Origin of the sequence: Enterococcus sp. DIV0167 (genome assembly GCF_050541555.1) — a bacterium.
GTDB lineage: Bacteria > Bacillota > Bacilli > Lactobacillales > Enterococcaceae > Enterococcus > Enterococcus faecalis.
The window spans coordinates 2,108,585-2,132,374 of record NZ_CP172933.1; the positions used below are offsets into that span (position 1 = coordinate 2,108,585).

Annotated in this window: 23 protein-coding genes; 8 read left to right on the plus strand and 15 right to left on the minus strand. The window is 36.9% G+C overall.

Going from position 1 to position 23,790, the window contains the following annotated elements:
- Positions 1-11: 11 nt before the first annotated feature.
- From coaB to IGM09_RS10050, 3 genes are read left to right on the plus strand one after another with little or no spacing between them, the layout of a single operon-like run.
- Entirely contained in the window at positions 12-785 is a 774-nt protein-coding gene (gene coaB, locus IGM09_RS10040; RefSeq protein WP_002359575.1) for a phosphopantothenate--cysteine ligase, read from the plus strand.
- A complete protein-coding gene (coaC, locus tag IGM09_RS10045) occupies positions 782-1,336 on the plus strand; it encodes a phosphopantothenoylcysteine decarboxylase (protein ID WP_002359573.1) in 555 nt (184 codons plus the stop codon). The genes coaB and coaC overlap by 4 nt, the downstream gene beginning before the upstream one ends.
- A 3-nt stretch (positions 1,337-1,339) precedes the next feature.
- The gene (locus tag IGM09_RS10050) at positions 1,340-1,975 is read left to right on the plus strand and encodes an ECF transporter S component (RefSeq protein ID WP_002356501.1); all 636 of its coding nucleotides are present in this window, start codon (positions 1,340-1,342) and stop codon (positions 1,973-1,975) included.
- Between the two features lie 55 nt (positions 1,976-2,030).
- On the opposite strand, the gene IGM09_RS10055 is transcribed toward IGM09_RS10050, so the two are convergent.
- Positions 2,031-3,236: an aminoacyltransferase gene (locus tag IGM09_RS10055; RefSeq protein WP_033625101.1), complete on the minus strand. Its 1,206-nt coding sequence runs from the start codon at positions 3,234-3,236 to the stop codon at positions 2,031-2,033.
- A gap of 237 nt (positions 3,237-3,473) precedes the next feature.
- Positions 3,474-3,980, minus strand: a complete 507-nt coding sequence (locus IGM09_RS10060; RefSeq protein ID WP_033625102.1) for a QueT transporter family protein — start codon at positions 3,978-3,980, stop codon at positions 3,474-3,476.
- A 262-nt stretch (positions 3,981-4,242) separates the two neighbouring features.
- Here IGM09_RS10060 and IGM09_RS10065 point away from each other — a divergent pair, with 262 nt between their 5' ends.
- Positions 4,243-5,202 carry a diacylglycerol/lipid kinase family protein gene (locus tag IGM09_RS10065; protein WP_002356498.1) on the plus strand — a complete coding sequence of 320 codons (960 nt, stop codon included), beginning with the start codon at positions 4,243-4,245 and terminating at the stop codon, positions 5,200-5,202.
- 203 nt (positions 5,203-5,405) lie between these two features.
- On the opposite strand, the gene recD2 is transcribed toward IGM09_RS10065, so the two are convergent.
- The 4 genes from recD2 to IGM09_RS10085 all read right to left on the minus strand — a co-directional run bounded on the left by recD2 (position 5,406) and on the right by IGM09_RS10085 (position 10,569).
- The gene (gene recD2, locus IGM09_RS10070; protein WP_033625103.1) at positions 5,406-8,015 is read right to left on the minus strand and encodes an SF1B family DNA helicase RecD2; all 2,610 of its coding nucleotides are present in this window, start codon (positions 8,013-8,015) and stop codon (positions 5,406-5,408) included.
- Positions 8,016-8,041: 26 nt separating this feature from the next.
- Complete coding sequence (locus IGM09_RS10075; protein WP_016617098.1) at positions 8,042-8,686, minus strand: histidine phosphatase family protein; 645 nt, start codon at positions 8,684-8,686, stop codon at positions 8,042-8,044.
- A 217-nt stretch (positions 8,687-8,903) separates the two neighbouring features.
- Positions 8,904-9,410 (minus strand): tRNA (uridine(34)/cytosine(34)/5-carboxymethylaminomethyluridine(34)-2'-O)-methyltransferase TrmL, encoded by a 507-nt coding sequence (gene trmL / locus IGM09_RS10080; protein ID WP_002356493.1) that lies wholly within the window; start codon positions 9,408-9,410, stop codon positions 8,904-8,906.
- A gap of 313 nt (positions 9,411-9,723) precedes the next feature.
- Positions 9,724-10,569, minus strand: a complete 846-nt coding sequence (locus IGM09_RS10085; protein ID WP_010707217.1) for a methyltransferase domain-containing protein — start codon at positions 10,567-10,569, stop codon at positions 9,724-9,726.
- Between the two features lie 129 nt (positions 10,570-10,698).
- Between IGM09_RS10085 and cutC the strand changes: the two genes are divergently transcribed.
- Positions 10,699-11,328 (plus strand): copper homeostasis protein CutC, encoded by a 630-nt coding sequence (cutC, locus tag IGM09_RS10090; protein ID WP_002359565.1) that lies wholly within the window; start codon positions 10,699-10,701, stop codon positions 11,326-11,328.
- Between the two features lie 117 nt (positions 11,329-11,445).
- Here cutC and mgtE read toward each other — a convergent pair whose 3' ends face one another.
- Genes mgtE through IGM09_RS10110 form a run of 4 tightly spaced genes read right to left on the minus strand, consistent with a single transcriptional unit; the run spans position 11,446 to position 15,223 of the window.
- Positions 11,446-12,807 carry a magnesium transporter gene (gene mgtE, locus IGM09_RS10095; RefSeq protein WP_002362548.1) on the minus strand — a complete coding sequence of 454 codons (1,362 nt, stop codon included), beginning with the start codon at positions 12,805-12,807 and terminating at the stop codon, positions 11,446-11,448.
- Positions 12,808-12,837: 30 nt separating this feature from the next.
- Entirely contained in the window at positions 12,838-13,731 is an 894-nt protein-coding gene (locus IGM09_RS10100) for an RluA family pseudouridine synthase (RefSeq protein ID WP_002362281.1), read from the minus strand.
- A 7-nt stretch (positions 13,732-13,738) separates the two neighbouring features.
- A complete protein-coding gene (locus IGM09_RS10105; protein ID WP_002356486.1) occupies positions 13,739-14,536 on the minus strand; it encodes an NAD kinase in 798 nt (265 codons plus the stop codon).
- Positions 14,537-14,548: 12 nt separating this feature from the next.
- The gene (locus tag IGM09_RS10110; RefSeq protein WP_002356484.1) at positions 14,549-15,223 is read right to left on the minus strand and encodes a GTP pyrophosphokinase; all 675 of its coding nucleotides are present in this window, start codon (positions 15,221-15,223) and stop codon (positions 14,549-14,551) included.
- A 196-nt stretch (positions 15,224-15,419) separates the two neighbouring features.
- On the opposite strand from IGM09_RS10110, the gene IGM09_RS10115 reads away from it, so the two are divergent.
- Both IGM09_RS10115 and IGM09_RS10120 read left to right on the plus strand, forming a co-directional pair.
- The gene (locus IGM09_RS10115) at positions 15,420-15,998 is read left to right on the plus strand and encodes a CYTH domain-containing protein (RefSeq protein ID WP_002395485.1); all 579 of its coding nucleotides are present in this window, start codon (positions 15,420-15,422) and stop codon (positions 15,996-15,998) included.
- Between the two features lie 63 nt (positions 15,999-16,061).
- Positions 16,062-16,721 (plus strand): ClpXP adapter SpxH family protein, encoded by a 660-nt coding sequence (locus IGM09_RS10120; RefSeq protein WP_002356482.1) that lies wholly within the window; start codon positions 16,062-16,064, stop codon positions 16,719-16,721.
- Between the two features lie 284 nt (positions 16,722-17,005).
- Here the strand turns inward: IGM09_RS10120 and IGM09_RS10125 are convergent, their stop codons facing one another.
- The 5 genes from IGM09_RS10125 to spxA all read right to left on the minus strand — a co-directional run bounded on the left by IGM09_RS10125 (position 17,006) and on the right by spxA (position 22,416).
- Entirely contained in the window at positions 17,006-17,725 is a 720-nt protein-coding gene (locus tag IGM09_RS10125; protein WP_010713157.1) for a helix-turn-helix transcriptional regulator, read from the minus strand.
- 159 nt (positions 17,726-17,884) lie between these two features.
- A complete protein-coding gene (gene pepF, locus IGM09_RS10130) occupies positions 17,885-19,696 on the minus strand; it encodes an oligoendopeptidase F (protein ID WP_002356480.1) in 1,812 nt (603 codons plus the stop codon).
- Positions 19,697-19,743: 47 nt separating this feature from the next.
- Complete coding sequence (locus tag IGM09_RS10135; protein ID WP_010713156.1) at positions 19,744-20,922, minus strand: competence protein CoiA; 1,179 nt, start codon at positions 20,920-20,922, stop codon at positions 19,744-19,746.
- Between the two features lie 90 nt (positions 20,923-21,012).
- Positions 21,013-21,675: an adaptor protein MecA gene (locus IGM09_RS10140; protein ID WP_002356478.1), complete on the minus strand. Its 663-nt coding sequence runs from the start codon at positions 21,673-21,675 to the stop codon at positions 21,013-21,015.
- A 342-nt stretch (positions 21,676-22,017) separates the two neighbouring features.
- Entirely contained in the window at positions 22,018-22,416 is a 399-nt protein-coding gene (spxA, locus tag IGM09_RS10145; protein ID WP_002356477.1) for a transcriptional regulator SpxA, read from the minus strand.
- A gap of 359 nt (positions 22,417-22,775) precedes the next feature.
- On the opposite strand from spxA, the gene trpS reads away from it, so the two are divergent.
- Positions 22,776-23,786 (plus strand): tryptophan--tRNA ligase, encoded by a 1,011-nt coding sequence (trpS, locus tag IGM09_RS10150; RefSeq protein WP_002359559.1) that lies wholly within the window; start codon positions 22,776-22,778, stop codon positions 23,784-23,786.
- Positions 23,787-23,790: the final 4 nt, after the last annotated feature.

Here is a 23,790-nt window from a genome sequence, read left to right on the forward strand (position 1 = left end):
GCGTTTTGATTATGGATGTTTTAGTTACTGCTGGCGGAACGTCAGAACCGATTGATAATGTTCGTTCGATTACCAATCATTCTTCTGGCGGACTAGGAAAAGCAATTGCTGAAAGTTTTTTAGCTGCGGGACACACCGTAACCTACGTAACAACCAAACATGCATTACGTCCAACCCAACAATTGGACTTATCAATTAAAGAAATAGAAACAACGGTTGAATTAGCCACTACGTTAGAACAACTCTTTGCTGAAAAGCAATTTGATGCGATTGTTCACGCAATGGCAGTCAGTGATTTTACGACGGAAACCGCGCAAACGGAAGAACAATTTATTGATTCTTTTGCTCAACAATTAAGCGAACAAACATTGCCAAAGACCAAAGAAGCCTTGGTAACTATCGTTCAAAACACATTGAATCAGATTGCTGATATTCCTCAAACAGCAACAAAAATTTCATCTGATACGGACCGATTATTAATTTTTCTAAAGAAAAATCCTAAAGTCATCCAAATGATTCGTGACAAGCAACCCCAAACTGTTTTAGTGGGCTTTAAATTACTTGTCGACGTTTCACAAGAAGAACTCGTCCAGGTTGCACAAGCCGCTTTGGTTAAAAATCGGTGTGACTTTGTCTTAGCCAATGACTTGATGAACGTTCATGAAACAGAACACGAAGGATTATTAATTAACGAAACGGGCATTGTCCAAGAAGCTTGTTCAAAACAAGGGATTGGTTCAATGATCGTTAAAAATGTTGAAAAGAAATGGAGAGAACAACAATGAAAACTATTTTATTAGGCGTCTCTGGCAGCATTTCTGCATATAAAGCAGCAGATATTACAAGTCAACTAGCTAAGCTTGGCTACAATGTGGAAATTTTAATGACTAAAAGCAGCACAGCGTTCATCACTCCGCTGACCTTACAATCACTTTCTAAGAATCCAGTGCATACGGATGTCATGATGGAAATTGATCCCAGTAAAATTAATCACATTGAGTTAGCTAAAAAAGCGGATTTATTTTTAGTAGCACCTGCTTCGGCCAATACAATTGGGAAATTAGCCCATGGGATTGCCGACGACTTATTATCAACAGTTGCTTTGGCGCTTTATCCTGAAACACCAAAAATTATTGCGCCCGCGATGAATACGTATATGTACCAAAACCCCATTGTCCAACGAAATATTGGCATTTTAAAAGAAGTCGGCTATCAAGAAATAATCCCACGTGAAGCTCTATTAGCTTGTGGTGATTATGGTCGTGGCGCACTTGCCACTGTTGAAGATATCCTTCAAACAGTGATGAAAATTTTAGCATCTGATAACAAGGAGTAATTTATGAATAACACGAAAAAATTTACGTTAACAGCCATGTTCTTAGCTATCTTACTTTTACTGGCTTTAACCCCGCTAGGATTTATCACATTAGGTCCTTTAAATTCGACCACGATGCATATTCCTGTAATTATTGGTTCCATTGTTTTAGGGCCAAAAATCGGTAGTATGTTGGGCGGCACGTTTGGGATCATTAGCTTAATTAAAAATACGACAGCACCAACACCTTTGTCGTTTGTTTTTTCTCCATTTATTCCCGTGATCGGTACCGATCACGGTAGTTGGAAGGCTCTTTTAATTGTGCTCATTCCGCGGATTTTAATTGGGGTCGTTCCTTATTTCGCTTACAAATGGCTAAATAAATTAACGAAGGAAAAAGCGCAACCTGTCTCCTTATTTGTGGCTGGTGTTTTAGGCTCAGCAACGAATACCATTTTAGTCATGAACATGATTTATTTTCTTTTTAATTCAGCTTATGCTGAAATTATTGGTAAAGCTGGAACTGCTGTTTACCTAGCTATTATTGCGACGATTTTCAGTTCTGGTGTGCCAGAAGCTCTTGTTGCTGGTGTAGCTGCTTCAGCAATTGCTAGCGTTTTGCTTCGCTTAATGAAACGGAATGCAACGCAAAAACTATAGAAAAAAACACAGGGACTAAAAATCAAGTTTGATTTTTAGTTCATGTGTTTTTTATTTATTTTTTTTGTTTTCGTAATTTATAGGCATATTCACTGGCTTTAAATAATAATTTATTAACCGGTAAATCGAATTCCCCAATAAATTCATTAATCGTTGGGTTGAAGTTCGCTTTAAACTTAATTAATCCATCATTTAAACTACCTTCTAAGCCGCCCATATTACAGCTTTCGCAGCCACGGTTAAAACATTCTTGAATGGCATCTCGCCAAGTCACATAAGTTGGCATGTAGCGTTTATAACGATCATCTAAGCCAGCATAAAGGATTTCACTTGTTGGACCAAATGTCACAGCCAAGGCGCCAGCAACCGTGACGATTTCACCAGCTTCTGCGATATTTTCTTCTAATTCTTTTAGTTCCCGAGTCAAGGAAGCATCTAATTCTTCTAAATTATGGCGCTTTTTCACTTGATTTTCTTTCAAATTACTCAAGTCTTTTTGATTTTTGTCATAGCGTTGTCGCGTGCTATCTAAGCGTTCCTTTAAATTGACTTGCGCCAACATAATAAAGGAGTCTTCTGGGTAAATATTCAACAGCTTCTTAAAGTAATCACTATTCCGCAAAGAAATATGTTGGCGTTCCATGGTTGATTGAATGACTTTTTCAAATTCATCAACAAAGTCAACATGCCCTTGCTGCACAACGACCCCTTTTTTTTCAGCTGTTTTAATCATTTTCTTGGTGCTTTTTGACAATTGTTCCTCACTAAAATCTTCACGATAAATATTCGCTTGGAAGCGGGGCTGGATGGTGGCCCCCATATCCATTGTCAGTCCTTGATATTTGGCACCTGCTTCTTTCAAGGTCTCAATAATAGCTGTCGCTTCAGCATGCGGTTGATGTTCTTCTCCCAAATGAAAATCTTGATAGTGAACCGCTGGATCCATTTTTATAAATAAAGCTCGTTTTTTCTTGCCAAATTTTTTCAATTCAGCCATAAAGTAGTTGACCAAACGTTCATTTGTATAGTCCATTACTGGACCTCTTGGTGTATATAACATCGTAAAACCGGCTGGTAATGGTTTGATTAAAACTAAACTTGATGCAACTAATGTATCCTTTTCATAAACCCCAACAATTTCAGAACCCCAGTTATCCTTGACTTTTGCCCATGAAGATGACTGTAGTAAATTACATAATGGGTGATTTTTAACAAATGTATCGTGTACTTCTGCCGGAATACCGATTTTAAATGTGTACATGTTCAAACTCCTCTGCTGTGACTTTCCAATAGTCCGTTTATCTTACACTATCATAGTGTATTCCAACAGACTAGTAAAGTTTTACATGAAAATTTTTAGAAAAAATGTAGATCTTATTCTTTATGTAAAAAAGACGAGGTAGAAACAGTTCATTCTACCACTTAGTTCACTAATAGCAACGACACTTTTCTTCACTGCCATTCAAAGGATGAATCATTTCTATCCACATCTTTTCAATTAAATACGTGTTTCAAATTTTAATGACTTGTTGATAAAATACATGATTGGTGCTGAAATCGTCATAATAATCGCTTCACTTAATGCTAACCAACCATAAGTTGTCCAAAATGCTTGACCGCCACTTGGTACTAGCATAAAGGCAATAAAAAACATACTTACAGTAAAAAATAGACTATTTAGACACATTCTAACAGGAATACTTGGTACCTTTTTTTGTAAAAAAGCTGTTAAGCTCAACGCAAATAATGTTTGCGCTCCACCAAACAGAACATCCATTACACCGAAACCAAAAAATAAGTTAAAAAAGATAACGCCGCCTAAAACACCCCACATCAATTTGCGATTGAAAACGACTAGGTGATTCAAACTTTCTGAAATTCTAAATTGAATCATACCAGAAGAAACTGGCCGAACCAATAAAGAGAGGACAATATATAAGCCCATAATGATACCATTGGCTAAGATTGTTCTTAGCTTTCGATTGGCTTGAAACGAATTTTGCATACTTTTTCCTTCTTTCTCCGAGTTTTTTTACAAGGGATGGTTGATGAACCTTGGTTACAATTGCAACAGTTCACATTCTAATATGGAAAGTCAAAATAGTCAATGAAAGCCCTGTTTTACTTTGCACTTATTTGCAGTTTTCACCTCTCATGCATTGTTTCGTGCCTTTTTCTAGTCATTTTTTACTTTTTTAAGCAATCTTTATTCGCAGAAGTTCCTCCCTCTGGTATAATGGACAATAGCGATTCAAAGGAGGAGCTCAATGAACATTCACTACTATCTTATTATCAACGAGCAGGCAAGTAGCGGCAATGGCCGAAAAGTCGCTAGAAAAGTGATTCAACAACTCAAGCAACAAGAACTTAAATATACGGCTCTTTACACTGATTACGCTGGACATGAAAAAGAATTGACGAAGGAACTTGCAGAAACAACTTTACTTCCTTGGTCTGAAGACCTAGACGTTTCAACTTTTCCAATCCTAGTCGTGCTAGGCGGCGATGGCACACTACATAATGTCATTAATTCATTACTTCCATATGATTCAGCTATTCCTTTAAGCTATATTCCATGCGGCTCTGGAAATGATTTTGCACGAGGGGTGGGATTATCAAGGAATATTGATAAAGCATTGCATCAAATCCTGCGCACCAGACGACCAAAAGAAATTCAAACGATTCATTATGTAGAAGCCAACCAAGAAGAAATCGGCTTAGCCACCAATAATGTTGGCTTAGGGTTAGATGCGGCAATCGTGGAAAAAACCAACGAATCGTCATCAAAAAAAGCCTTAAATAAATTTAAGCTTGGCTCGCTTTCCTATATTTCTTCAATCATTCATGTCTTTTTTAAACAAAAAGGCTTTCCAATTTTAGTTGAAATGAATGGTAAACAATACACATTTAATCGTGCTTTCCTATGTACGGTCACAAATCATCCTTATTTTGGCGGGGGCGTATCAATTATGCCGACGGCCAATCCTCGCAAAGCAGTCGTGGACTTAGTTGTCGTGGAACGAATCAATATTTTTAAAATTTTGTGGCTTATTTTCCTATTGCTTCGCCAAAAACAAGGGAAATCTAAGCATTTTCATCATTTTCAATCAAGCAAAATTCGAATTGTTTCGACGATTCCACAAACCATTCACGCAGATGGCGAGATTTTAGGCAAACGAAGTATTGATATGGTTTATACCACACAAAAACGTTTGTTTTGGTTTTAACTGAGTCCCTTAAGGTTGAAAAAGAGCCTGGGACAAAAATCACTTTGGATTTTTGTCCCAGGCTTAAAAATTGATAAACGGCGGGAACAGAAGCAACTCCTTCGGAAATAAGCCGAAATTCTCCAAAAATTATAGAACAATTTTCGGAAATTTCTTCTTATTTCTCGGAGTTAAACGCTTCTGTCCCGACCTCTTTCCTCTTCTCACATAAATTGATAAGGCGTCGTATCCTTCATTCCAATCATTGGATCAACAGCATTTGTTTGAATAATTTCGACTGTTAGTCGTGGTTCTTTTGGTAATGATTCTTCGACAACTTTTGTCGCTTTATTTACTGTTTCTGGGGTTGACTCTTCCCCTTCATCAGCAAATAGTGAAACTTCTTGTACCGTTGTTTCAACTAATTGCTCGTCTGTTTCTTTTATCTGATCGGCTTTCGTTGATTGCTGTTCAGTTTCATAAGAGACAGCTTTTGTTTCCTTTTCAGTAAATGGATGGTCTGCCGTTAAACCTTCTTCATAGGCTTCTAACTGAGTTCTAGTCGTTAAGGTCATTTGTTCTGCGTTCACGATTCGTTCTTTTAGCATCGTCATGCGACTAGCCGATTCGTTTTTGACACATGTTTCAAAAGCAGAAACCTCACCTAGTAGAATTAATAATTCTTTACTACGTGTCACTGCTGTATACAGCAAATTTCGTTGCAGCATTCGGCTATACTGATGAACCATTGGCAGTAACACCATGCGGAATTCACTACCTTGCGCTTTATGAATCGAACAACAATACGATAGCGTAATTTTATTCCATTCATTTCTTTTATACGTTACTTCATTATTATCAAACTGTAAAACCAACTCGTCCACTTTGTCCTCTGAGTCTTTGGCTAAAGTAATTCCGACGATTTCTCCCATATCTCCATTGAACACATTTAATTCTGGCGTATTGACTAGTTGCAAAACTTTGTCCCCAATCCGATAGACGGTGTCATTCCATTTGACTTCTTTTTTCTTACCATCATTTGGATTGAAGATTTCTTGCATCATCTTATTCAAGGCATCAATGCCGGCTGCGCCACGATACATTGGCGCTAAAACTTGGATATCTTGTGGCGTAAACCCTTTTGCTTTTGCCTTTGTGACGATTTGTCGAATGTATTCTTCGATATGACCAATATCACTTGCAAAGAACGAGCGATCCTTTTGATTTTTTTGAAAATCAGCAGGCAACTTTCCTTCTTTAATTTCATGGGCAAGAGGAATAATACTTGAACCGTCTCCTTGACGATAAATTTCGTTTAACTCACATTTGGGAATTTCGTTAATTTGCAATAAGTCATGTAAGACTTGACCTGGACCGACAGACGGTAGCTGATCCTTATCACCAACAAAAATCACTTGCATGTTTGTCGGAATAGCTTTTAATAACGTATTGGCTAACCAAGTATCCACCATTGACATTTCATCTACAATTAGCAAACCGCCTTCTAATTCTTTGGCGGTTAAACTCGGATTTTTTTCACGACCTGTCAAGCCTAACAAACGGTGGATGGTACTTGCAGGTAAACCTGTCGTTTCGTTCATGCGTTTCGCTGCTCGCCCAGTTGGCGCCGCTAGCAAGATTGGAAACATCTCCTGCGTGTAGTCTTTGAGATCTAATGAAAGACCATTTAGTTCCGCAAACAACGAGACAATCCCATTAATAACAGTTGTTTTCCCTGTTCCGGGCCCTCCAGTTAAAATAAATAACGGCGATTTAATCGCTTCTTCAATCGCTGCTTGTTGCGAGTCGCCATACTGAATATTTAAACGTTTCTCAATCATTCGGATATTTTTTTGGACTTCTTCTTCCTCGTAATGAATTTCTTTTTTACGAGAAAGTAAACGTTGAATCGAAGTACCAATGCCCCATTCAGAAAAATAGAGACTGTTCTCAAAAAGTTTAGTCTCTTCTTGTTGGATTTTTCCATGTTCGACTAACGTAATGATTTCATTGGCCACTTGATCAGGTGAGATTTCCACTGGGCGACTTGCTTCCAAGGTCCGAATCGCTCCTTCTAACAAAACATCTGCTTGAACATACGTATTGCCTGAGCGAATGGAGTGTTCAAACACTTCATGTAAAATCGCTGCCCGAATTCGAACAGCAGAATCCGCCTGAATGCCGATTTGTTCAGCAATATTGTCCGCTCGTTTAAATCCGACTCCCTCAATATCTTCAACTAACTGATAAGGATTTTCTTGAATCACAGAAAGGGTTTCTTCTTGATAGGTTTGATAAATTGAAAAAGCTAACTGACTACCGAAGCCGTATCGATTTAGTCCCACAATCACTTGCTCCATCCCGTGATTCAAGCGAATTGTTTCGACGATTACTTGACGTTTTTTTTCATTTAAAACAGTAACTTCTTCCAAAACACTAGGATCATCAATAATTCGGTCAATCGCACTTTCCCCTAATACTTCAACAATTTTTTCAGCGGTTCGTTTACCAATGCCAGGAAATTTGTCACTTGATAAATAGTTAACCACCCCACTAGCCGAAGTCGGTCTTTCTTGCTGATAACTATCCACCTGAAACTGTCTGCCATAACGAGGATGGTCCACAAAATGACCAAAGAAACGATAGGGTTCCTCTTCTTGAACTTGGCCAAAACTTCCAGTTACTACAATTTCTTTTTCTAAATAATCTGTATTTGTATCGGTCACATTTACAAGAACGACTTTATAAAAATTACTGGGATTTTCAAAAAAGATTGCTTGTACAGTCCCAACAATAAAGGCTTTTTCTTCGTCCTCACCAAAAAGTGTTACCACTACAAGCCCTCCTTTCTGTTGTGCGCTTATTGTACTTTTTCTTTAGCTAAAAAAGACGTATCATTCCATAACGTTAAGTCGTACGGCATGTTCCTTGATGTCTCTTTGGTTTCAAGGATTGAAAGGCTATTGTTTAACAGCCCGCCCATTGTCCGTAATTCTGATAATGGTTTACCAGCCATCGCTTGGATTGCCGCCGTCAGCGCTGCTCCGTGTCCGACAAATAGAACTGGACCTTCGTGCTGTTTCGCCGCTTCAGCAACTGTTTCTGAAATCCGTTGAATCGCTTGCTCGATTGGTTCACCATCAAAAATTGTTGGATCATACAAATCTAAACGATGCCGTAAATGATCTAATTCTTCTCCATAAAAATTACGCATTTCTTCAATATATTGTCCTTCTAGACGCCCTAAACCTAATTCTTTTAAGGTATCTGTATAAACAATTTCAACTGGATGATTCAATTCTTGTTGAATTCCCCGCGCAGTATTTTTGGCACGTAATAGCGGACTCGAATAAATTTTTTCAAACGGAATATCTTGTAAATATTGGCCTAATTGTTTAATTTCGTCATAACTAGTTGGTAATAACGGCGAATCTCCTGTCATTCCTTGAAATCGTTTCTGTTGATTCCATTCAGTTTTTCCATGTCGTGTAAAATATAATTTCATGTAACTTCTCCAAACTTCTTTATCTCTTCATATGTCTTTCTAGTTTATCACTTCCCTGCGAAAATATCCATGGAAGTTTCTAGTAATCCAAGCAAAATAAGCCTAGAACAAAAATCTAAATTGTTTTTTGTTCTAGGCTCGGAAATTGGGCAACAGTAAAAATAAAACCACTTTCTTCTGACATTTTTGAAAAAAAGCGCTACTGTCTTAACTTTTTTTAATCCAATTTATCATTTTCATAATGATGCGTCAGTTCTAAGTTCGGAAAATTTTGCTGACGTAAGGCTTCATAAACAATTAGTGCGGCAGTGTTAGAAAGATTCAATGAGCGCACATGTTCATCATTCATAGGAATTCGGATACACTTTTCTTCGTTTTCTCGCATAAACGTTTCTGGTAAGCCTGTTGTTTCTTTTCCAAAAAGGAAATAATGGTCCTCGCCATCATTATAATTGACCTCGCTGTATGTTTGGTGAGCAAATTTGGTTACTAAATGCAAGTGTTTGCCTGCCACATGGGCTAAAAAGGCAGCCAAATCTTTATGATACGTAATATTTACATCATTCCAATAATCTAATCCGGCACGTTTTAAGTGTTTATCATCTGTTGAAAATCCTAAAGGTTCAATTAAATGCAACGGTGTATTCGTCGCTGCACATGTCCGTGCAATATTTCCAGTATTTGCTGGAATTTGTGGTTCAAATAAAACAATATGGTTCGTCAACTATCTTCAGCTCCTCAAATATCAATCGTGTTCATTTTAGCATAAATTCAAAATAAATAGCGCCCACAATACTTATTTTCAAAAAAAAAACCGCATGACGCGATGATGTCAGGCGGCAGCTGTTCTAACCAATAAAAAAAACGTACCGTCTCGGTGTCTAGCACGGCGAGTCGTTACGTTAGTGAAGGTCTCTTCACTAACTTTTATCAGAACAGGACCCTGATAAAAACCAATGAAAAAACAACTTGTAAGTAATATAACACCAATGTCACTTTATTGCAAGACTTTTTTAGGATTTTCTTCACAAAAAAGTCTATCTTTTACGACCTACTAACAAGCGGACGTCAATCGTGATTTTTTCCAATGGTCGCTGTTGTAGCTCGGCTTTAACTTTTTGAGAAACTTGCCACTCTAATGGCGACATTTCTAATAAATCCAACCGTCTTTCCTCGGGAATGTCAAAGCAATAAGTTATTCGTTCATCTACTTCCACAGCTAATTCCTCGGCAAAACGTTGGACTACTTTTTGATTGGAATAACTTTGTTTCTTTTCGTCATTGGGATAAAAAGCCGCTCGTAATTCCTTTAAATAATTCTCTTCAGGAATAATTTTAATCACAGTCCCGTCAGCTTTTAGTACTCGCCGAAATTCTTGATAATGTGAAGGAGAAAAAATATTCAAAATCGTATCAAGCCCTTGATCCGCAAATGGCAAATTCGTTAAATCCGCCACACACCAAAACGCATCAATTGGCTGATTACTTGCTAAATAGATTCCTTCCTTTGATAAATCAAACCCGATTTTCAGTCCAGATAAGCCTGCTTGACTTAACTCAGCTAGAAAACTCCCTTCACCACAACCAACATCGACTACTGTTTTATTTTGAGGAAGATAGTGCATAATTTTGTTTAAAACAGGCGCGTACATGCCACTTTGAATCATTTTTCCTCGAGAAGTAAACATTTTTTTATTATATTCTGTCTGAACGCCATGATTTAGAAAGTATAACGTGCCTTTCTTGGATAAATCAAATTGATGCCTCTGTTGACAAATCAGACCAACCCCTTCTACATGCATTGGTTGATGACAAGTTGGACAGCGAAATACAGCTGCTTCTTTTTTCAATAATTGTTGTGCTCGTTCAATTTTCTTTAACATTTAAAACTCCTTACGTTCATCAAATGAACATTTTCTCTTATAAAAAGTTGCACTCTTTTTTTCAGGGCTATGGTAGTAAGCAGAATTATGGTACAATGCCTGTGAAGAAAAAGCAAGGAGCGATAAGAAATGATTAAAGAATTCTGTGCCGAAAATTTCACTAAGATTCCCCAAGCCATTCAAAAAGGTGCGAATCGCATCGAATTATGCGATAACTTAGCCGTGGGTGGAACGACGCCAAGTACTGGTGTTATTGAAGAAGTCTTAGCATACGCTGGCGAACATTCTGTACCAGTGATGACAATCATTCGTCCTCGTGGCGGCAATTTTGTCTATAATGATATTGAATTAAAAATTATGCATACCGATTTAATCGAAGCAAAGAAATTAGGAACCGACGGCATTGTTATTGGCTGTTTAACTGAGGATGGTTGGTTAGATGAAGAAGCTTTGGACTTATTCATTGAAACAGCTGAAGGCTTGCAAATCACTTTTCATATGGCTTTTGATGCCTTGTCGAAAGAAAACCAATTTAAGGCGATCGACTGGTTAGCTGAGCGTGGTGTGACGCGTATTTTAACTCATGGCGGGCCAGCTGGTACCCCTATCGAAGACAACTTTGATCATTTAAAAGAATTAATTGCCTACGCAGATCAACGGATTCTTATTTTACCAGGTGGCGGTATTTCCACAGAAAACGTTCAAACTGTGATGGACACTTTAAAAGTCACAGAAGTCCATGGCACAAAAATTGTTTAATTTCTTGTATCTAAAAAAGTGAGGTAGCCGTCGTATTAACGGCTATCTCACTTTTTTGATTTCAAGCAAACCAACGAATCCTTTTACCTCAGTCTCATGATAAATAAGTGCAATTTTTTAAACAAAATAACGCATAAACATGCTGGCAATATTGAAATAAATTAATACACTGGTTAAATCACTTAAGGTAGTAATAAACGGGCCACTGGCAACTGCGGGATCAAACCCTAATTTATCCATTAACATCGGGATTAAACTCCCTGCTAAATTCGCCACAGTAATTGCACAGAGCATTGCCATCCCAATCACAAATCCAAGCGGAAGATTATGTTGCCACACGCCAACCACAATCATAATGGTTAAACCTGTCACAGCCCCCGTCACTAGTCCCGTGAGCACTTCACTTAAGATTAAGCGACCAAAATTACTATCCTTTTCATCTTTCATAGCCAAACGGCGTACCGCGACCGCCAATGATTGTGTTCCGGCATTGCCGGCTGTTCCGGTAATTAAAGAAATAAAAACGGCTAAAATACTCGCTTCGCTAACTAACGACTCATAATTACTGATTAACGAGGCCGTAGACATCCCTAAAAACAGCAGCGTAATTAACCAAGGTAATCGTTTAGAAGCGGCTTTTAAAGGGTTCTCACTAACTTCTTCAACGTCGACCCCGGCTAAACCAGAGTAGTCGCTAGCGGCTTCATCATCGATAACATCAATAATATCATCAACTGTTACAATCCCCAACAAATGATCATCATAATCTGTAACTGGCACAGCTAAGAAGTCATAGTCACGAATTGTTTGCGCGACATCTTCTTGGTCATCGCCAACATGAACTGAAATAACCCGTTCATTCAAAATATCAGCAATCAAGGTATCATCATCATTAACAATTAAATCCCGCAACGAAATAACGCCGACTAAATGATTTTCTTGGTCGACTACGTAAACGTAATAGATTGTTTCCGCCATGTCCGCTTGATTCTTTAAGACGTACATCGCAGAACGCACTGTTTGATTCGCCACAATCGAAACAAATTCGGTGGTCATAATCGCCCCAGCAGTTTCATCTTCGTAATGAAGTAACTCTTTAATTTCGCCTGCTTCTTCACTACTTAACAAACTAAGATATTTCGCCTTTTGACTTTTATCTAACATATTTAGTAAATCCACTGCATTATCGGTATACATCTCAGCTAACATATCTGCTGCATAACTTGGGCGCATTTCAGCTAAATAATCTTTCATATTCTCATTATCTTCTTCGATAACATCAAACATATCCGCTAGTTCTTTCGGAGATAGGTAATTGTATAAATGTTGTCGGTCTTTTTCATCTAACGATTGGTAAAATTGTCCTTGTTCATAAATGTGTAACGCTAAAAATAGCTCACGAAATTCGTTCATTTGTTGATTTTTTAGCGTTTCTAAAAGAAGGGCAAATTGCTCTTCCATTTCTTGGCCTTCATTCATCTTACACTTTCCCCTCCTGCCTCTTTATTATTATAACGTATCATCTACACTTTTCATATCCTCCGCTAGTGGGGAAATCAGATGAACCGTTTCTTTGGTAAAAGGATGAGTAAAAATTAGTTCCATGCAATGCAACGCTTGCCGCTCAATTCCTTGATCCATCTTTCCATGATACATCTCATCCCCTAACAATGAACAGCCAATTGCTTCAAAATGTACCCGAATTTGATGTGTTCGTCCTGTATGGAGCTGAATGCGCACAGCTGCTGCTTGGGCTCCTCTTTTTGCGAGCCAATATTCTGTACTAGCAAATTGACCTGTTTCGATAACTTGGCGTTTTAATAAAGAGGACAAGTCGCGCCCAATTGGCTTTTCAATCAATTGATGCTCGTTTAACTGCTCAATCGCTCCACCAACAAGGGCATAATAAATTTTTGTCACCTTTTTTTCTCGTAATTCTTGGTCAATTAAAGCATGGGCAAAGCCGTGTTTCGCAAATAACATCAGCCCAGAAGTATCTCGATCTAAACGAGTCACGACATGAATAACTTGATTCACGTAATTTTGTCGCTTGTAATAGCCCTTAACACGATTCGCCATCGTTCCTGAAGGATGATACTGAGCAGGTATTGAGGCAATGCCAGCAGGCTTATTAACTACTAAAAAATGATCATCTTCAAACACAATTTCAATCGGTTCATCATCTGTTAATAATGTCTCATGTTCCGCTTCATCTGGAATCGTCATTTTAACGACATCGCCAGTTTGTAAAGGATAGATGGCATTTTGAACGGTCCCATTCACTTGAATTTTACCACCCTGAAATTTCACCTTTGCTAATAACCCTTTTGAAACACCTTGTTCCTTTAAAAAATATTTCACTTGTTGTGTTGTTTCTTTGTCATATGTCCATTGAAATTCCATCGTTTAATTAATCCTCACCAATAAAGGCATCTTTCACTCGATGCCAAAAATGCATGTGCCGATAAGAGGCAAAATGAATCCGTTCGTCTGCAATTCGATAGCAGACAGAAGCGATATTTTCTTGATAAATATCTAATTGGTCCACCGTGACAAAATAATCATCACTTTCCTGTAATTTAATCTCCAGCCACTCCGTATGTGCGATTACAATCGGTGACCCCAATGTTCGAAAGACACGATTGTTTAAGGAGGCGATTTCGGTTAACTGAAACGCATTAATGCTAGGATGCAAAACAGCCCCACCAATACTTTTATTATACGCAGTAGAGCCGGTTGGGGTCGAAATCGACAACCCATCACCACGAAATCGTTCAAACAGTTCGTCTTTAATAAACACATCGCCCACCATCGTCCGGTTTCCTCGTTTAATTGTCGATTCATTTAATGCTAAAAAATGTTTATCTGGTTTCCCATCTCTAAACCGAATCCGCACATCTAATAATGGATAACTTGTACTTTTTTCACGATGAATACATAAACTTTCAACTAGTTCTTTTAATTCATAATCACGCCAATCTGTATAGAAACCCAAGTGTCCGGTATGTACACCTAAGAAACTTACTTCGTTTAACAGATGATTAAATCGATGAAAAGCGGAAAGAAGCGTACCATCTCCGCCGACTGAAATCACAAGTTCAGGTTGACGATTGTCTATTTGAATTTGGTTTTGCTCTAATAGTGTTGTCAGTTGTTTTGTGACTTGTTTCGATTTTTCTTCCGAGTTATGAACAATCGCCACTTTCATAAGCAGACTCCTTTACTGATTTTCTGGTGTTTCGTTTTTAATTTGCTTATAGTATTCGTTTTCTAGCAATCCACGGCCATGAGAGAAGTAATGTTGTGCTTCTTGAATTTCTTCACGAATAGATGACATTTCTTCATCTAATAAATAGGCTGCCTCTGCCGCTCGCTGAAGGCGTTCTTTCATTTCTTCAGGAAAGACACCTTGATATTTATAATTCAAAGAATGTTCAATCGTTGCCCAAAAATTCATGGAAAGTGTCCGAATTTGGATTTCGGCCAAAATAATCTTTTCCCCAGTGACTAATTGCACAGGATATTCCACCACCACATGGTACGAACGATAACCACTTTCTTTTTTATTTTCAATGTAGTCCCGTTCTTCCACAATTTTTAAGTCTTTACGATTTCTTAAAAGTGCGACTACCTGGTAAATGTCTTCCACAAATTGGCACATAATCCGCAAACCAGCAATGTCTTGCATTTCTTCTTCAATCCGATTTAAAGGAATATGCCGAATAGCCGTCTTGGTCAAAATACTATCTACTGGTTTCACACGTCCTGTAACGAATTCAATTGGTATGTGTTTATCTTGCTCCCGAAATTGTTTACGAATACCTCGTAGTTTTACTTTTAATTCGCTGACCGCCTGTTCATATGGCGCTAAAAACAGCTCCCACTCTCGTTCCATGGTAGATCCCTCAATTTCCTTGAATTTCATTCACTGATTATTTTACCACAGTCCTCCCTAAAATAGGGTGTTATTCGCTATTTGATTTCCAAACGCCTTTCATTAGAAAAATTTTTCACAGAGAAGACCACTTTTCTTGACGGAAACCTATATAATATGTGAAAATTGGAGTGATTTAAGAAAGAGAGAGAACCCCATGAGTGAGCACTTAGAAATTGAATTTAAAACATTAGTTAGTCCGCAAGATTTCAAACGATTAATCGACCATTTTTCTATTCAAAAAACGGACTTTTTTACGCAAACAAATCATTATTTTGATACGGACGATTTTCAATTAAAAGCACAACGAATGGGCTTAAGAATTCGCGTATTAGCAGATCGTGGTGAGTTAACCTTAAAAGTTCCTGCGCCAGAAGGATTATTAGAAATCAATGACCCTTTATCGCTTGAGACGGCGAACCACTTTATCAAGAGGAATCACCTCCCTACTGAGGGGGCTGTGGCGAAGAAATTACAAGAATTAGGTATTGAAATCGCCTCGATCCATTTAATTGGTTCATTAAAAACAGCACGTGCAGAAAAACAAATTCCTCAAGGACTACTTGCGTTAGACGAAAGTTGGTATAACCAACAGCACGATTTTGAATTAGAGTTAGAAGTTACTGAAGCTGAAAGCGGCAAGCAAGCGTTTCAAACATTAATGGCTGATTTGAACATTCCCATTACGCTTGCACCTAACAAGATTCAACGCATGATGCGGACCACTGCCCCTTAGTATTCGAAGCACTGACGTTCTGGCACCTGTATTTGAAAAAGCATGGCATTGGAGGAAGTATGAATGGTTGAAATTTATTTGTTCGTCAATCCTTTAGGCGGCGTCTGTTTAGAAATTGAAAAAGAAATTATACAATTGTCTGTTAACGACAAGAAAAAAATACAATTGCGCTTTATCCCTTTATTAAACATGAAAACGATCAATGAATTTTTGAGTCGTCAACATATTCCGATTAATGACATTAAACGACGGAATCGAATTTTTGAAGATTTATACTCAGCCGCTCTTGACTATAAAGCAGCACAGTTACAAGGCCGAAAAAAAGGCCGACAATTGTTGATTGGCTTACAAAAAGCAGTAGCTGAAGACGGTCTAGCTTACTCTCCTGAGTTATCAGAAGAACTACTTCTAGCGGCCGGCGGGGATATTGATATGTATCGTAAAGACCGACAATCCGATTTTGTCAAAGAATCTTTCCAAACCGACCAAAAAGTTGCTCGAGAAATGGGGATTAAACAACATCCTACCGCAGTCGTTTACAACTATACTTGCGAGAACGATTTCGGCATTTTAGTCGAAAATTTTGAAAACATGGATGAAATTAAACAACTTTGTCGTGTCCATCCACATAACGAACCGTTGCTGGACCAAGGTGACGCAACCTTTGAATTTAAACGTCGCTCCAATTATCATTTTCCAAATGGACATTTACATTTATTATAAAAAAGAAGGACCAGTTGACTGGTCCTTCTTTTACTATTTTCACCATGTTCTATAATAATAGATAAAGTCTAATACTACTACATTTGATGCTTTGTTCTTATAAAAGACAGCTATGGAATGGGTCCATGTATATATATTATGTACTCTTAAATATTAACACCGAAATTTGTATCAACCACCAATATCTATTTCAGTTCATCGACTAATCTCTTGGAACGCTATCAGACAATACTCGCCGATACTAACTCAAAAAATCGAGTAAATTTTATTCGGTTTAACACAAGCTAATTTATTTCTTCCCATTTATTTTTAGTCTGTTTATATAATATGGTTAGTTCTTTTTTATCCTTATCTAAATTTTTATTTATTAATTCCTGAATCTCATAAGAAAATTTATTTCTTTGATTTACATTGTCAAAGATGAATTCTTTATCAAAAGATAACTCTAACCCATTTAATGCTCCTGTTGTCCAGTAAATTTTTATATTCGAATCATCACCGCTATAATACATATTAAACTTTTCGTTTTCAGAGATATACGAACTCATTAATTCCAATTCTTCTGGAATTGTAAACAGATTATAATTATCAATTTTAACCACATGATATTGAATGTTATCTTCTATTAAATTATAAGTTTGACCATTTTGATTCCATTCTTTGACACCGCTATACAAATTATTCAGACGAAGTTGTAAAATAGTAAAATATCCACCTATACATAGTACTATAATTAATAATATTAAAAATAATTTTTTGTACTTCTGTCCCTCTCTAATATCTTTCGAAAGTTTCTCCACCATCGTATTGTCCTCCTTCAATAATCGATCCAAGGTCATTTCATAAAGATTACTTAGTTCAATTAAACAATCAATATTAGGATATGATTTATTATTCTCCCAGTTAGAAATTGTTTGCCTAGTAACGTATAATTTCTCAGCAACCTCTGATTGTGTCAATCCTAATTCATTTCTTCTCATTTTTAATGAATTCCCTATGTTCAAAAAAAAACCTCCTTTTATTACTCTAAAGATAATAGAAGCTTGATATAAAAGAAAGCAACAATCTATTTAATTATATAACTAAACCTGGTTTTACACAGATATATTTACTATTCTGTATAAAACCAGGTTTATATTTTATGTTTACTAAGAAGTTACGAATTATAATTTTTCAACCAAAGCTTCTAATTCCGTTAAACGTTCTTCAAAAACTTTCATTGCATCTTCGATATACGCGGCTTGTGTCATATCCACGCCCGCTTTTTTCATCACTTCAATTGGGAAGTCACTACTTCCTGCTTTCAAGTAGTTAAGGTAGTTCTCTAAAGCTCCCTCTTCTCCAGCTAAAATATGTTTAGACAATGCCGAAGCGGCTGAGAAGCCAGTTGCATATTGATAAACATAGTAATTGTAATAAAAATGTGGAATTCTCGCCCATTCGTAACTGATTTCTTCGTCTCTAACTACTTCTGGTCCATAATATTTAGCATTGAGCTCGCCATAATACTCACTCAAATATTCACTTGTTAATGGCGTGCCTTTAGCATCTTCCGTGTGAATAAAATGTTCAAATTCCGCAAATTGGGTTTGACGGAAAATGGTTCCCTTAAAGCCGTCTAAATAGTGATTTAAGACATACGCACGTACTTTAGGATCTGTTTCTGTTTGTAATAAATATTCTGTTAAAATATTTTCATTTGTGGTTGAAGCAATCTCAGCTAAGAAAATTGAATAGTCGCCATAAACATACGGCTGATTATTTCTTGTATAGTAACTATGAACACTATGGCCCATCTCATGGACTAATGTAAATAGTTGATCCAAACTATCATGCCAATTCATTAAAATGTATGGGGCTGTATCATAAGCTCCTGAAGAATATGCGCCGCTTCGTTTTCCTTGATTTTCAATCACATCAATCCAACGACTTGAAAAAGCTTCTTTGACAATAGATAGATAGTCTTCACCTAGTGGTTTTAAAGCCTCAATTGCTTTTTCTTTTGCTTCTTCATAGCTGTAACGAATTGGTGCTTCACCTAGCAAAGGCGCATACAAGTCGTACATGTGTAATTCTTCTACGTTTAATAATTTTTTTCTTAATTTTACATAACGATGTAGCAAAGGTAAATGTTTATTTACTACAGCTACTAATGTTTCGTGAACACTTTCAGGAATATGATTACTTGCTAAAGAGGCTGCCCGAGCAGAATCATAATTTCTAATTTTTGCTTTATAGTTATGTGTTTTAACATGTGCACCTAAAGTTGAGGCTAATGTATTTCTAAATTGTTTGTATACTTTGTACAACCCTTTAAATGCTGCTTCACGAACAGATGGATCGACACTTTCCATTAATTGACCATAAACGCCATGAGAAAGTTGAATTGTTTCGCCTTCAGCATTTTGCACAGTTGGAAATTCTAAGTCTGCATTATTTAAAATTGAAAATGTATTACTTGAGGCACCAAAAATTTCACTAGCCCCCGCCAGTAAAGCTTCTTGTTCCATCGATAAAACATGGGGACGTTCATCTAAAATATTTTGAATATAGTGACGATAAACAGCTAATTTCGGCTGCTCTTCAAAATATCCCCAGATTTGTTCATCACTTAATGTTAAAACCTCTGGGTCAAACCAAGAAACAGCTTCACTAACTTGTGCATATAAAGAACTAGCTCTGGCATATAAAGCTTGGTAAGCTGTATTTGTAGTGTCTTGATCATTTTTTAAATGAGAATAGACATATAATGTTTCCACTTTTCGATAGACATCTAAAACGTATTCTAACGCAGCTAGAAAAGCTTCTGCACCATTCCCTAAGGTACCTTTAAATGATTCTGCTTGATTTAGCTCTTCTGTCAACTGATTATACGCAACATCAAAAGCAGCATCATCTTTAAAAATTTTGGTTAAATCCCAAGTCAATGGAGTTGGAACTTCATCACGTGTTGGTAATTGTTTAATTTCGCTCATAGTTTACTCTCCTTTAAGAAACGTTTTACTCATTATACTATCATAATTTAACACGTGTGACTAAAAAAATGTTGTTTTTTCACTTTTTTTAGCCAATGAATGAGCTTTTCAGGATCTTCTCTTAGGAAAATACTAGTTATTAGGTACTTATTGTTTACTTTAATTAACACATAACATTCTTGTAACCAGCTCAATAATCTATTCCCCACGATTTTAAAAAGCTTTTTTAAGCCAATATTCGGCAGTGGCTGCCAAACAAAGTTCCCTTCTTCCAAAAAAATAGCTTCCAAGATACGCCATAGTTCCTGTTTGGTCACTAAACGCTCTTCTTCGGTTTTTAGTGCTTCCCAAACAAGCATTTTTAAATGAATATCTTCTTCAGAAGAAGGTAATAGCTTCAATCCAGGATAGTAAAACCAAGGAGGTAACTGGAGAAGGTGACAACCTTTCGTATATAAAAAGCTCTGTGTTCTAAGCAACTGAGCATTTCTGTAACCAAGTTGTTGTGTCAATTTTTGATAATAATCATGCATCAATTGACCAGTGTGCCGTCTATTTGGCAGTAAATTTAAATTAGCGGTCGGTAGTCGGAAGATTTCTAGTAATTTTTTTTCGTAAAAATCCCATGATTGTTTTCTTCTATAAAATTGTTGACATTGACTCTCTTCAATATGACAAAGTAATTCTATTCGTTCTTGCTTCTTATTGGCCGTCCATAAATAAAATCCCAAGGACTCCGAAAAGTAAAGGAATTGTTTCGTTAATTGCGTGAGCTTGTCTTTAGGCACTAATCGTTCACCTAAAATCCAAACAACTTGATAGCCATGAGCTTGATAAGTCTCCGTCCGTTCCACCAAACGTTTAATTGGCAATGGACTACATTGAATTTCAATGGCTATCTTGCCAATGAGTAAATCTGGGCGTTGCTTCAAGGTGGGTAAGTATGCCTCAACTTGAAAGGACAGCTTTTCGCGTAAACACTTTTCCGCAAAAAGCTGCTTCAAGCGGAGGTGTTCTTCTGTTTCAGCTTCTGCTTCGTACCAACAACTATTCTTTTTACGATGAGCAAAATGGGGTATTTTAATGGGGCCTGCCTTCAAAATGACCGATTGATAACACATTGGACACACAAAAGCTTGTTCGCTTCGTATCTGTGTTAATTCATCAATCGAGCAATCGATTAAAGAAAATAATTCTTGGTTGTCTGCCGTTAAAGCTGTTAACATGATTTTCACCTCTCATAAATAAACTACGCAAAGTTTCTTAATTTTCATCAAAAAAAAAAAGCAAAAACTCGAAAGTTTTTGCTTTTTTGCTTAATCATTAAAGTAATAACGTGTTAATTCCAGCGCACTGCGTTCCATAATACAAGTGCCATATTCGACTAAAGTATCCTGAGTGACAGTTGTTTTATGAGCGAATTCTAAAATCTGTGCAATTTCATTGTCAACATTTGTTTTTTCTAATTCATCGGTTAAGAACAAAACTTGTAAGTAATAACGATCGTTGTACGTGTATAAGTTAGTCAAAACAGATTGCATGAAGACTTCTTTGGATAATTGGATCATCGCTTCAAAATTATCTAATTCAAAGATTACATTTCTGTTTGTTTCATCTGTGGCTTCCATCTCATCAAGTTCATCGGCGGCTGCTTTGTCTGCTTCAATTTGTTTGCGAATCAATTCGCTAACATCTGCATTGACTTCGCTCAGACCTTCTAAGGAAGACAAGTCGTCCATAGCGACATTTTTACTAATAAACAGTTCTAAGCCATCATTTTTAGGCAAGACTTGGAAAGTGACTGCTTCACTACCTTGGAATTCATCTTCGACATCAACTTCTTCTAAAATACTATAAAAGAAATTTTCAACATCTTTGTGGTTTCCTAGTAAGTCAAGAAAAGTAATCCCTCTATCCGCCAGGTCTTCGTTGCCAATTAACACACGAATCGTATTTTCATTAATATGTTCCATTTCCATAGCGCTACACCTCTCTTTGCTTCAATCAGGAAACTTCTTACGTTCATTGTAGCGAAAACTACACAAAAGTAAAGTGGAAAGTCTGTAAATCCTCGAAAACTAGCGAACGTTTTATAAACTTTGAACTTTTTTAACGATTGGTTTTTCGCTCCTTCTACCTCTTCATCTTAACGCAGTCTCTCCAAAAAAGATACTATTTTTCCTTGACCACGTTCTGCCAAATCAAATGAATACAAGTTCTAAATATGTATTAAAAAGCCAGAGATAAAAATCCCTGGCCCTAAATTCATATGAATCGTTCTTTATTAAAATTAACAAATAAAGAACAAAATTTTATATTTTTTATAAACCTGCCATTAATTGTGCTTGGCGCAATTCCAGTTGTCGAACATCTCTTGGTAAGAATCGGCGAATTTCATCTTCGTTAAAACCGACTTGTAATCTTTTCTCATCAATCATAATTGGCCGACGCAACAATCCAGGGTTTTCTTGAACCAACTCTAATAAATCTTGAAGTGGAAGCTCGTCCAAATCCATATTTAATTTTTGGAAAACTTTAGAGCGAGTAGAGATAATCTCTTCTGTTCCATCTTCTGTCATGATTAAAATTGCTTTTAATTCCTCAATATTTAAAGGTTCAGAAAAAATATTTCTTTCTTTAAAAGGAATTTCGTGCTCTTGCAACCAGGCTCTAGCCTTACGACATGACGTGCAACTTGGGGAAGTATAAAGTGTCAACATTGTGCATCACTCCTTTTCGCGAATCATCGCGTTTCTGAAACAGGGAACTGTACTGTTCCTCTATTTAAAACCAGTATACCTAATTTCTAATAAAAATACTAGGGGTTTTTAAACATTTTTTATTAACTTTGTTTATTTTTCCTTCATTACATCCGTGTAAAATTAGGGTTAATTTTTATGAAATTTTATGGATATTCGTTATGATTCTGTAAAAAAGTAATACAGTTTTCTATTTTTATGGTTGCTGTTATAATTTACTTCTCTTGGTGATTTTTCAAGAAGTTCCCATGTATTTTTTTCTAATAAAATGTATAATAGAACTATTCACTATCTTAAGTCTAAAGTCAGGTGGTTATTTAATGAAAACAATTTTTTCTGGTATTCAGCCCAGTGGTACTCCGACAATCGGAAATTACATTGGTGCAATGAAACAATTTATCGAATTACAAAATGAATACAATTGTTATTTTTGTATTGTGGATGAACATGCCATTACCGTTCCCCAAGAACCGCAAAAGCTACGCCAACAAATTCGTAGTTTAGCAGCTCTTTACCTAGCGGTTGGTTTAGACCCACAAAAAGCAACAATTTTCATACAGTCTGAAGTGAGTGCGCATGCAGAAGCTGGTTGGATCATTCAGTGCAATACTTCTATTGGTGAGTTAGAGCGAATGACACAATTTAAAGATAAATCGCAAAAAAATGGTCGTGCTGGCGTAAGCGCTGGTCTTTTAACATACCCTCCATTAATGGTTGGTGATATCGTGTTGTACAACGCTGACTTAGTGCCAGTCGGAGATGATCAAAAACAACATTTAGAATTAACACGTGATTTTGTGGAACGCTTCAATAAACGTTATGCCCAAAAAAATCAAGAAATTTTAACGATGCCTGAAGTAAAAATCGCTGAGCAAGGTAGTCGAATTATGAGCTTACAGGAACCAACGAAAAAGATGAGTAAGTCTGATACAAATGTGAAGGGCTTTATTTCAATGCTTGATGAGCCAGCAGTGATTCGCAAAAAAATCCGCTCTGCTGTAACTGATTCAACTGGTGTAATTGAATATAATAAAGAAGAAAAGCCTGGTATTACTAACTTACTAAATATTTATTCTGCTGCGACAGGTCAAACTGTTGAGGAACTTGTTCAAGCATACGAAGGCAAAGGCTATGGAGACTTCAAAGCAGATTTAGCAGAAGCAGTAGTTGCCTTATTAGAACCTATTCAAGTGCGCTACCAAGAGCTTCTAGCTTCAGAAGAATTAGATATGATTTTAGATGAGGGTGCAGAAAACGCTCGCCAGGTAGCCAACAAAACACTTCAACGAATGAAAAATGCTGTTGGTTTGGGAAGAAAAGTTCGGCGCTAACTAA